General features: G+C 70.9%; 7 protein-coding genes. 5 read left to right on the forward strand and 2 right to left on the reverse strand.

Annotated features, from left to right (window positions below):
• Nucleotides 1-28: 28 nt before the first annotated feature.
• The 5 genes from BFN33_RS41910 to BFN33_RS41930 are packed head-to-tail and all read left to right on the forward strand — an operon-like array spanning nt 29 to nt 7,795.
• A complete protein-coding gene (locus BFN33_RS41910) occupies nt 29-2,236 on the forward strand; it encodes a sialidase family protein (protein WP_069765472.1) in 2,208 nt (735 codons plus the stop codon).
• Nucleotides 2,236-4,203 carry a beta-galactosidase gene (locus BFN33_RS41915; RefSeq protein ID WP_069765473.1) on the forward strand — a complete coding sequence of 656 codons (1,968 nt, stop codon included), beginning with the start codon at nt 2,236-2,238 and terminating at the stop codon, nt 4,201-4,203. Before BFN33_RS41910 ends, BFN33_RS41915 begins: the two co-directional genes overlap by 1 nt.
• Entirely contained in the window at nt 4,200-6,389 is a 2,190-nt protein-coding gene (locus BFN33_RS41920) for a glycoside hydrolase N-terminal domain-containing protein (protein ID WP_069765474.1), read from the forward strand. The genes BFN33_RS41915 and BFN33_RS41920 overlap by 4 nt, the downstream gene beginning before the upstream one ends.
• Before the next feature lie 39 nt (nt 6,390-6,428).
• The gene (locus BFN33_RS41925; protein WP_069765496.1) at nt 6,429-7,139 is read left to right on the forward strand and encodes a hypothetical protein; all 711 of its coding nucleotides are present in this window, start codon (nt 6,429-6,431) and stop codon (nt 7,137-7,139) included.
• A gap of 35 nt (nt 7,140-7,174) precedes the next feature.
• The gene (locus BFN33_RS41930) at nt 7,175-7,795 is read left to right on the forward strand and encodes a chorismate mutase (protein WP_069765475.1); all 621 of its coding nucleotides are present in this window, start codon (nt 7,175-7,177) and stop codon (nt 7,793-7,795) included.
• 69 nt (nt 7,796-7,864) lie between these two features.
• Here the strand turns inward: BFN33_RS41930 and BFN33_RS41935 are convergent, their stop codons facing one another.
• Both BFN33_RS41935 and BFN33_RS41940 read right to left on the reverse strand, forming a co-directional pair.
• Entirely contained in the window at nt 7,865-9,904 is a 2,040-nt protein-coding gene (locus BFN33_RS41935) for a TIM-barrel domain-containing protein (RefSeq protein ID WP_069765476.1), read from the reverse strand.
• Between the two features lie 84 nt (nt 9,905-9,988).
• Nucleotides 9,989-11,002 carry a LacI family DNA-binding transcriptional regulator gene (locus BFN33_RS41940; protein WP_069765477.1) on the reverse strand — a complete coding sequence of 338 codons (1,014 nt, stop codon included), beginning with the start codon at nt 11,000-11,002 and terminating at the stop codon, nt 9,989-9,991.
• Nucleotides 11,003-11,223 lie beyond the last annotated feature (221 nt).

The raw sequence follows: 11,223 nt of genomic DNA on the forward strand, positions 1-11,223 counted from the left end.
CCTTTTCTCATACAGCGAGGTATGTGTCATGCGCGCGTCCGGGCCTAGTCGTCGTGCCGTTCTTGGTGGAGCTGCGGCCGCTGCCGCGTTCACGACCTTTCCGTCCTTCGAGGGGCGTGCCGAGGCCGCCACCTCGCCCACCCCCACCTATCGCTGGCGCCAAGTCGCCATCGGCGGGACCGGATTCGTCACCGGTGTGCTCTTCCATCCCTCCGTGCGAGGACTCGCCTACGCCCGTACCGACATCGGCGGGGCCTATCGCTGGGACGACCGGAGCGCACGCTGGACTCCGCTCAACGACGATCTCGGCTGGGACGACTGGAACCTCCTCGGGGTCGAGGCCATCGCCGTCGACCCCGCCCATCCCGACCGGCTCTACCTCGCCCTCGGCACCTACGCCCAGCCCTGGGCCGGCAACGGGGCGGTCCTGCGGTCCGAGGACCGTGGTGTCACCTGGGCCCGTACCGATCTCGCCGTGAAGCTCGGGGGGAACGAGGACGGGCGGGGGACCGGCGAGCGGCTGCTCGTCGATCCTCGGGACAGCGACACGTTGTGGCTGGGGACCAGACACGACGGGCTGCTCAAGTCCACTGACCGGGGAGCGACTTGGCGGGCCGTGAGCTTCCCGGCCACCCCGAGCGGCACCGGCCAGGGCATCACCCTCCTCGTCGCGGCGGGCCGCAGCGTCTACGCCGGCTGGGGCGACTCGGACGACACCGCCGCCAACCTGTACCGGACGGCCGACGGAACCACCTGGGAAGCCGTCCCCGCGCAGCCCTCCGGCGCCGCCGCCAAGGTGCCCATCCGGGCCGCCTACGACTGCCACACCCGCGAGCTGTACGTCACCTACGCCGACGCGCCCGGCCCCAACGGACAGTCCGACGGCAGTGTGCACAAGCTGGCCACGGCGAGCGGCGAGTGGACCGACGTGACACCTGCGAAGCCCGGCGGGACCACGAGCGACGGCTCCTCCGACTCCTTCGGGTACGGCGGGGTCGCCGTCGACGCCCGCCGGCCCGGCACGATCGTCGTCTCCACCAACAACCGCTGGGCGGCCGTCGACACCCTGTACCGGAGCACGAACGGTGGCCGCACCTGGACGTCCTTGAAGGACTCCGCGGTCCTCGACGTGTCCGAGACCCCGTTCCTCACCTTCGGGGCCGACGCGCCCAAGTTCGGCTGGTGGATCCAGGCCCTCGCCGTCGATCCGTACGACTCGAAGCACCTCGTCCACGGCACCGGCGCCACCCTCTACGGCACCCGGGACCTGAAGCACTGGGCGCCGCAGATCCGCGGCCTGGAGGAGACCTCCGTACGGCTGCTGATCTCGCCCCCGACCGGGGAGGCGCACCTGCTCAGCGGTCTCGGCGACGTCGGGGTGATGTACCACGAGCGGCTCACGGCGTCGCCGTCGCGGGGTATGGCGAGCAACCCCGTTTTCGGGTCGGCGACGGGCCTCGCGCAGGCCGCGGCCAGACCGTCGTACGTCGTCCGCACGGGCTTCGGCGACCACGGCAACGGCGCCTTCTCGAACGACGGCGGCAAGTCCTGGGCACCCTTCGCGGCCCAGCCCGCCCTCGCCAAGGACGCGCCCGGGCCGATCGCCACCAACAGCGACGGCAGTGTGCTGCTGTGGACCTTCGTGCACTGGGACGGCACCAAGTACCCCGCCCAGCGCTCCACGGACAACGGAGCGACCTGGTCAGAGGTCCCTACCTATCCCAAGGGCGCCACCCCGCTCGCCGACCCGGCCGACCCGACGCGCTTCTACGCCTACGACACCGACACCGGCACCCTGTTCGCCAGCACGGACGGCGGCCTCACCTTCACCGGGCGCGCGAGCGGACTGCCCTCCGGCGACAGCCAGTTCCAGCTGGCCGCGGCCCCGGGGCGCTCCGGCGACCTGTGGCTGAGCACCAAGACGAACGGCCTCTACCGGTCCACCGACGGCGGCGCGACCTTCACCAAGCTCACCAGCTGCCGGGCCTCGCACACCCTCGCTTTCGGCAAGGCGGCCAAGGGCGCCGGCTACCCGGCGATCTACCAGGTCGGCGCCACGGAGGCGATCACCGGCGTGTACCGCTCCGACGACGGCGCGAAATCCTGGGTGCGCGTCAACGACGACCGGCATCAGTGGGGCTGGATCGGCGCGACCATCGCCGCCGACCCGCGGCTGTACGGCCGTGTCTACATCGCCACGAACGGCCGGGGCATCCAGTACGGGGAGCCCGTCTGATGGCCGGGCTGAGCGCGGTGACCAACGGCCGCATCCTCTACGGCGGCGACTACAACCCCGAACAGTGGCCCGAGGAGACCTGGCAGGAGGACGTCCGGCTGATGAGGGCCGCCGGCGTCAACTCCGTCACCCTCGGCGTCTTCTCCTGGGCCAGGCTCGAACCCCGGCCGGGGGAGCGGGACTTCGGCTGGCTGGACCGGCTGATGGATCTCATGCACGACAACGGCATCGGCGTCGTCCTCGCCACCCCCACCTCCTCGCCACCGCCGTGGATGGGCCACCTGCACCCCGACACCCTGCCCGTCACCGAGGACGGCCGCACCGAGTACTGGGGCGGACGCCAGCACTTCTCGCACTCCAGCGCCACCTACCGCCGTTACGCCGCCGCCATCACCGAGGACCTCGCCGCCCGCTACGGCGGCCACCCGGCCCTCACGATGTGGCACATCAACAACGAGTACTGCACCTACGACTGGAGCGACGAGGCCGCCGCCCGCTTCCGGAGCTGGCTGCAGGGGCGCTACGGCTCCCTCGACGCCCTCAACTCCGCCTGGGGAACCGCCTTCTGGAGCCAGGGATACAGCGACTGGGCCGAGGTCCACACACCCCGCAACGCCCACTACATGAAGAACCCCACCCAGGTGCTGGACTTCAAGCGCTTCACCTCCGACATGCTCCTCGAGTGCTACCTCGCCGAGCGGGACATCGTCCGCCGGGCCACCCCGCAGACCCCGGTGACCAGCAACTTCATGCCGCTGTGGGTGGGCCAGGACGCCTGGCGCTGGGCCGAGGAGGAGGACGTCGTCTCCGTCGACCTCTATCCCGACCCCCGTGATCCTCTCGGAGCCCAACAGGGCGCTCTCGTGCAGGACATGACCCGCTCGCAGGCCCGTGGGCCGTGGATGCTCATGGAACAGGCCGCCGGACCGGTGAATTGGCGGGGTGTGAACCACCCCAAACCCCGTGGCCTGAACCGCCTTTGGTCCCTGCAGGCCGTCGCCCGCGGTGCGGACGCCGTCTGCTACTTCCAGTGGCGCCAGTCCCGGCAGGGCGCGGAGAAGTTCCACTCCGGAATGGTCAGCCACGCGGGGGAGGAGGGCCGCACCTATCAGGAGGTCAAGCGGCTCGGAGCCGAACTGGCCACGATCTCCCCCCAGGTGACTGAGCGTCACACCGCCAACGACATCGCCGTCCTGCACGACTGGCACGCCTGGTGGGCGGGCGCCCAGGACGGCCGCCTCTCCAGCGAGGTCGACTACCCCGACGTCCTCAGGGCCTGGCACCGCGCGCTCTGGGAAGCCCACCTCACCACCGACTTCGCCCACCCCGAACACGACCTCACCGCCTACAAGGTGGTCGTCGTCCCCCAGCTGTACGCCCTCACCGACACGGCGATCGACAACCTCCTCGCCTACGTCCGCCAGGGCGGCACCCTCGTCTCCGGATTCCTCACCGGCGTCGCCGACCAGGACGACCGGGTGCGCCCCGGCGGCATGGACGCCCGGCTGCGCGAGCTGTTCGGCGTCCGCACCCTGCACGAGTGGTGGCCGCTGGACGCGGGGGAATACGCGGAATGCGACGACTTCCGCGGCACCCTGTGGTCGGAGGAGATCGACAAGACCGAGGACGCCACAACGGAGTCCTCGTACAAGGGCGGTGAGCTCGACGGGCTGCCCGCCGTGCTGCGCAGGGGCCGCGCCTGGTACCTCTCGACGCTTCCCGAGCCGGGCGCCCTGCGCGAGCTCCTCGCCGGGATCGCCGCGGGGGCGGGCGTGCGACCGGTCCTCGACGGACTGCCCGACCAGGTCGAGGCCGTCCGCCGCGGTGACCTGCTCTTCCTGCTCAACCACGGCCGCGAGCCGGTGACGGTCCCGGTGCCGGGCACTCACCACGACCTGCTGACCGGAACGGCCGTCACGAACCGGCTCACCCTGGAACGTTACGGCGTGGCGGTACTGCGCCCATGAACCTCGTCCACGGCACCTGGGAGCCCGAACCGACCGCGCGCTGGGAGGACGGCTTCCTCAGCGGCAACGGCCACCACGGCGCCCTGCTGTTCGGCGATCCGACCGACGAGCGGGTCGTCGTCACCCACCACACCCTCGTCCGCCCCAACGGTGCCGAACACGCCCGCCCGCCCCGGCTCGCCGCCGAACTCCCGGCGCTCCAGGATCGATTGCTCGCCGGTGACGTCCACGCGGCCGAGAGCTTCACCGACCGGCGCGAGCTCCAGTGGGTGCAGCCCTTCCACCCGGCCTTCGCGATCCGGCTGCGGCGCACCGCCTCCGCCGAAGGTTCCGGCTACCGGCGCTCCGTCGACTTCACCACCGGCGTCGCGCAGACGGAGTACGACGGCCGCCTCAGCCGCGTCTTCGTCTCCCGGGCCGACGACGTCGTCGTCCACCAGGCCACCACTCCCGACCTGGACATCTTCCTCGACCACCGGCTCCCGAACGCCCCGCACGGCCTCGCCGTCGGCCACGGCGCCGTGCTCACCCCCGAGGGCGCCCTGCTCACCCTGAGCGCCCGCTACCCCGGCAGCGACCGCGCCTACACCGGCGTGACCCTCGTCGTGGTCACGGGCGGCCGAACGACACTCACGCCCCCCGGACTCCGCGTCACCGGCGCGGACTGCGTCCTCCTGCTGACCCGCGTCCTGCGGCACACCGACGATCCGGACGCGCTCGCCGAGGCCCGCGCCCTGGGCGAGCTGCTGCCCGACCGGCAGGATCCCTACGACGGCCTTCTGGCCCGCCACATCGAGTCCCACCGGACCGCCTACGAACGCGTCACCCTCGACCTCGCCGCGGACCCCGCCGAACGCGCCCTTCCGGGCTCGCAGTTGCTGGAGCGGCCAGACAGCCCCGCCCTCCTGGAACGCCTCTTCGCCGCCGGCCGCTACCACCTGCTCTCCGCCGCCGGCCTCTTGCCGCCCCGCCTCACCGGCCTGTGGACCGGCGACTGGGACACGGCATGGTCGGGGGCGTTCACCAACGACGCCAACGTCAACCTCCAGACCGCTTCGGCCGCCTGCGCGGCCCTTCCCGAAGTCACCGAAGCCCTCGCCTCACTGATCCACCGTCAGCTGCCCGACTGGCAGGACAACGCCCGGGAGATCTTCGGTACCCGGGGTGCCGTGGCCCCGCCGCACTCCGACGGCGAGTCCGGGCTGACGTACCACTTCAGCCGCGAATACCCGCTGCATCTGTGGACCGCGGGCGCCGACTGGCTGCTCAAGCCCCTCGTCGACCACGACGAGACCCGCGGCGAACAGGACCCGCGGACCGCCCGTGCGCTCGCCGAAGTCGCCCTGTTCTACGAGGACTTCCTCACCCGCACCGACGCCGACGGCCAACTCGTCGTCGTCCCCTCCTACTCACCCGAGAACCGCCCCGCGAACGCCAGCTGGGGCGCGGTCAACGCGGCCATGGACCTCTCGGCAGCCCGGCACGCCCTGCGCACGGCCGCCGCCTACCACCCCGAGAAGGCACAGGCCTGGCGCGCCCTCGCCGACCGGCTCCCTCCCCACCGGGTCAACGCCGACGGCGCCCTCGCCGAATGGGCCCGGCCCGACCTCGACGACACCTACGACCACCGTCACCTCAGCCACCTCTACGGTGTCTGGCCGCTCGACGAGATCACCCCCTACGACACCCCCGACCTCGCCGCGGCCGCCCACCGCGCCCTCGAACTCCGCGGCTCCGAGAACGACTCGGCCCACGGCCATCTCCACCACGCCCTCGTCGCGGCCCGGCTGCGCGACGGCAAACGGGTCGCGCACGCCCTCGGCCAGGTCCTCAAGGGCGACTTCTTCCACACCTCGCTGATGAGCGCCCACTACCCGAACCGGCGCGTCTACAACGCGGACGCCGCCCACACCCTGCCCGCCGTCCTCGTCGAGATGCTCGTGCAGTCGACACCGGACCGGCTGGTGCTGCTCCCGGCGGTTCCCGCCACCTGCCCCCGAGGTGAACTACGGGGCGTCCGCACCAGGTTCGGGGCCGTACTCGACCTCACCTGGAGCCCCACCGAAGCGACGGCGGTGCTGCGCCCCACCCGCAGCCACCGCGTCGAAGTCAGGACTTCCTCCGGCACCGAGCCGCTCGACCTCGTCGCCGGAGAAGACCACGTCCTCCGTCTGGAGGCGTGGTAACTCCCCCCGCATTTCCCCCCACCCATGGAAAGGGACACCATGGCAAGCACTCTTCGTAAGATCACCATGGCGGTGCTGGCCCCGGCGATGGCCATCGGCGCCACCGTCGGACTCGCCTCGGCCCCCGCGTCCGCCGCCGTCTGGAGCTCCTGCGCCCAGTACGGCAACACGAGCCTGAACGGCTACACGCTCTACAACAACATCTGGGGCTCCGGCGCCGGCAGCCAGTGCATCTGGGCCAACTCCGGCACCAACTGGGGTGTCAACGCCAACCACCCCAACACCGGCGGCATCAAGTCCTACCCCAACTCCAAGAAGGTGATCAACAAGTCGATCACCTCCCTCGGATCGCTCTCCAGCAGCTACAACGTCTCCGTCCCGTCGTCCGGCGCGTACAACACGTCGTACGACATCTGGGACACCGACTACGACTACGAGATCATGCTCTGGGTCAACAAGACCGGCGCCGTCGGACCGCTCGGCACCTCGCAGGGCAACGTGACGCTCGGCGGCCACACCTGGACCGTCTACAAGGGCACCAACGGCGCGAACCAGGTCTTCTCGTTCGTCCGCACCTCCAACTCCACCTCCGGCACGGTCAACATCCTCCCGATCCTGAAGTGGATCAAGGACACCAAGGGCTGGTTCGGCAACGAGACCATCGGCGACGTGCAGTTCGGCTTCGAGATCACCAGCTCGTCCGGTGGTCTCGACTTCGCCGCCAACAACCTGACCGTAAGCAGCAGTTGACCTGATCGTGGGGCAGGGTCGGGTTTGATGGGGGCATGCGTACCACCACCCCCCTCCGACGCGCCCTGATCACCGTGACCGCGACCGCGGCCGTCGTTCTCACCGCGACGGGTTCCGCGGTCGCGGTTCCCCTCTCCGGGACGGCCGCGGCACCCCACGCCACCGCCCGCTCCCTCTCCGCCCTGCATCCCGTCGTCGAACTCGCCGCCGCACGCCTGGCCACCGCCGACCTGGTCGCCGCGGCCAAGTGGGGCACCGACAGCCCCATCGACGACCCCGCCCGCGAACAGCAGGTCCTCGACAACGTCGCCGCCCAGGCCCAGCAGCTCGGCGCCGACCCCGACGAGATCCGAGTGATCTTCCGCGACCAGATCGAGGCGAACAAGACCGTCCAGCACGGCCTGTTCCAGCGGTGGACCGACCACCCCGACCAGGCGCCGACGACCAAGCCGGACCTGAGCGTCGTACGCCAGGAGATCAACCGGGTGACCAGCGCACTGGTCGAGGCCCTCGCCACCACCGCCGACGACCGCGGCGCCGTCACCTGCCGACCCGAACTCCTTCTCACCGCCCTCCAGGTCCGTCACGACGACCACCTCGACGCCCTGCACACCAGGGCCCTGGCCCGCGCCCTGCGCTCGGTCTGCGGAAGCTGACTGACCCCCACAACCCCCACACGACGAAGCGGCCGGCCCACCCCCGTGGGACCGGCCGCTTCTGCAGGGCTACTCCGCCACCGGAAGCCGCGCCCCGTCCCGCAGGAACAACGGGATGCGGTCCAGCGGGGCGTCGACGGTCACCGTCCTGCCCCCCTCGTACGTCTCACCGGTCCACGCGTCCGTCCAGGACGCGCCCGCCGGGAGATAGGTCGTACGGGCCGTCGCGCCCGCCGTGAGGACCGGGGCGACCAGAAGATCCGCGCCGAAGAGATACGCGTCGTCGACCGTCCACGTCGCCTGGTCGTCCGGGAACTCCAGGAACAGCGGGCGCATCGGCGTCAGGCCCTCCTCGTGGGCCTCGCGCATGACCTTCAGGACGTACGGCTTCAGCCGCTCGCGCAGTCGCAGGTACTTCTCCATGATCGCGCCGGCCTCCTCGCCGTACGACCACACCTCGTTCGGGCCGCCGGTCATCTCCGGACCCAGCGGCATGCCCGGGTCGCGGAAGCCGTGCAGGCGCATGAGCGGGGACAGCGCGCCGAACTGGAACCAGCGGACCATGACCTCGCGGTACGCCGGGTCGTCCGGGTCGCCACCGTGGAAGCCGCCGATGTCCGTGTTCCACCACGGGATGCCCGACATCGCCGTGTTGAGACCCGCGGCGATCTGCTCGCGCAGGGTCGGGAAGTCGGTGCCGATGTCACCGGACCACAGGGCGGCGCCGTAGCGCTGACTGCCCGCCCAGGCCGAGCGGTTGAGGGTGATGACCTCCTCGCCCGCGGCCGTCAGGCCCTCGTGGAAGGTGCGGGAGTTCTCGGCCGGGTACATGTTGCCGACCTCGAGGCCGGGCCCCGCCCAGTAGCGCAGGTTCTCCTGGAAGCCGGGCTTGAGCTCCGGCTCGCAGGCGTCCAGCCAGAAGGCCGTGATGCCGTACGGGGCAAGGTAGTTGTCACGGACCTTCGACCACATGAACTCCCGGGCCTCCGGGTTCGTGGCGTCGTAGAAGGCGACCTGGACGGTGGAGGCGACCCCCTTGTCGGGCCAGTCGGCGTGCGCCATCGGGCCGTACTGGGTGCCGATGAAGTAGCCGCGCTGCTCCATGACCGGGTGGTTCTCGCTGAGCGGCGACACCGACGGCCAGACGCTGACCACCAACTTGATGCCCAACTCCTCCAGTTCACGGACCATCGCCGCCGGGTCGGGCCACTCGGCCGGGTCGAACTTCCACTCGCCGAGGTGCGTCCAGTGGAAGAAGTCGCAGACGATCGCGGAGACGGGAAGCCCGCGCCGCTTGTACTCCCGTGCCACGGAAAGGAGTTCGTCCTGAGTGCGGTAGCGCAGCTTGCACTGCCAGAAGCCCGCCGCCCAGTCCGGCAGCATCGGCGTCCTGCCGGTCACCCCGCTGTAGCGGCGCTGACCGTCGGCCGGGGTGCCCGCGGTGATCCAGTAGTCGATCTGGCGGGCCGAGTCGGCCACCCAGCGCGTGCCGTTGCGGGCGAGTTCCACGCGGCCGATCGCCGGGTTGTTCCAGAGGAGGGTGTAGCCGCGGCTGGAGGCGAGAACCGGGATGCCCACCTCGGCGTTGCGCTGGACCAGGTCGAGGACCAGGCCCTTCTGATCCAGCTTGCCGTGCTGGTGCTGGCCGAGGCCGTACAGCTTCTCGTCGTCGTAGGCGGCGAAGCGCTGCTCGAGACGGTGATGGCCGTTGCCGACCGCGGTGTACAGACGCGAGCCGGGCCACCAGAAGTGGGCGCGGGCCTCCGCGAGGAGCTCGGCGGAGTCCGCGGTGCGCAGGAAGCGGAGCTGCCCCTCGGCGTCGACGTGGACGGTCAGCGCGCCCACCGTCAACTGGCCTTCCCCGTCACCGATCTTGACCGTGCTCTCGGTGGCCGGCGGCTCGTCGAGCAGGGCGCCCGGCAGCCCCTCGAGGATCGGCCCGCCGAGCCGGGCCCGCACCCGGACCGCGTCCGGGCCCCAGGGCTCGACCCGGACGGTCTCCTGACGCCCGCTCCACTCCAGCGCGCCGTCCCGCTCCCGGAACGTGCCGACGGTGGGGGACGACTGCGCGAGAGTGACCTTGGGCTGGATTTCGGCAGGCTGATTCACGAGGAGTGCTCCTGAAGGAATGCAGACAGGGGCGTGCCGCACAGGCACGGGAGGCGTGGTGTGTGAGGTCTGGTGGGTGAGGTGTCAGGACACCGAAGGCGCCGGGCCCGTGCTCGCCCGGACCGTCAACACGGGTTCGATCAGGACGACTTCGTCCTCGCCGCGGCCCTCCAGCTTGGCGACCAGCCGCTCCAGGGCGTGCCGGCCCATCTCCTGGGCGGGAATGGCGACCGACGTCAGCCGTACCGAGGCCTGGACGGCGACCTGTTCGGGGCAGATCGCGACCACCGAGACGTCCTCGGGAATGGCCCGGCCCTGCTGGCGCAGCAGCGCGAGCAGCGGCTCGACCGCCTGCTCGTTCTGCACGACGAAGCCCGTGGTGGACGGACGCTCGTCGAGGACACGGGCGAGCGTCACGGCCATCGCGTCGTACCCGCCGTCGCACGGCCGGTGCAGCAGTCGTACGCCCAACTCCTGGGCCCGCGACCGCAGTCCGTCCAGAGTGCGTTCGGCGAAACCGGTGTGCCGTTCGTAGACGGCGGGAGCCTCGCCGATGACAGCGATGTCGCGGTGACCGAGCTTCGCGAGGTGCTCGACGCACAGGGCGCCGGTGGCCCGGAAGTCGAGATCGACGCAGGTGAGCCCGGAGGTGTCGGCGGGGAGGCCGATGAGCACGGAGGGCTGGTCGGTGCCGCGCAGGAACGGCAGCCGCTCGTCGTCGAGTTCGACGTCCATCAGGATCATCGCGTCGGCGAGCCCGCTGCCGGTGACACGTCGTACGGCGTCGGGACCCTCCTCGCCGGTGAGCAGCAGGACGTCGTACCCGTGCGTCCGTGCGGTGGTGGCCACCGCGATGGCGATCTCCATCATCACCGGCACGTACATGTCGGTGCGGAGCGGGATCATCAGCGCGATGATGTTCGACCTGCTGCTGGCGAGGGCGCGGGCGCCGGCGTTCGGGTGGTAGCCGAGCTCGCGGATGCTCTCCTCGACGCGGTGCCGGGTGGTCGTCGAGATGGACCGCTTGCCACTGAGGACATAGCTCACCGTGCTCGCCGAGACTCCGGCGTGCTGGGCGACCTCGGCGAGGGTGACCATCCAGCTCTCCAAGCTTTGTGAAGCGCTTCGACAGTGCGCAGTGGGAACAGTGGCGGGTGAGGGTGGTTCGACAGTAGCTCCCCCGGGAGTGGGTGTCCATAGGTTGTCGAAGCGCTTCGACAGACAGTCTCGGGCGAGCGACGCACGGAGCGGCCCCCGACACCGGCGAACCCACTCCGGCCTGCCCGTTCACGGCCTCGACGGGACACGGCTTCCTGCCT

Source organism: Streptomyces sp. LUP47B (genome assembly GCF_001746295.1).
Classification (GTDB): domain Bacteria; phylum Actinomycetota; class Actinomycetes; order Streptomycetales; family Streptomycetaceae; genus Streptomyces.

Bases quoted from the DNA above. Each gene is read 5' to 3' on its own strand.
- BFN33_RS41925 (WP_069765496.1), top strand. From the start codon at position 6,429: ATGGCAAGCACTCTTCGTAAGATCACCATGGCGGTGCTGGCCCCGGCG.
- BFN33_RS41920 (WP_069765474.1), top strand. From the start codon at position 4,200: ATGAACCTCGTCCACGGCACCTGGGAGCCCGAACCGACCGCGCGCTGG.
- BFN33_RS41940 (WP_069765477.1), bottom strand. From the start codon at position 11,002: ATGGTCACCCTCGCCGAGGTCGCCCAGCACGCCGGAGTCTCGGCGAGC.
- BFN33_RS41930 (WP_069765475.1), top strand. From the start codon at position 7,175: ATGCGTACCACCACCCCCCTCCGACGCGCCCTGATCACCGTGACCGCG.
- BFN33_RS41915 (WP_069765473.1), top strand. From the start codon at position 2,236: ATGGCCGGGCTGAGCGCGGTGACCAACGGCCGCATCCTCTACGGCGGC.
- BFN33_RS41910 (WP_069765472.1), top strand. From the start codon at position 29: ATGCGCGCGTCCGGGCCTAGTCGTCGTGCCGTTCTTGGTGGAGCTGCG.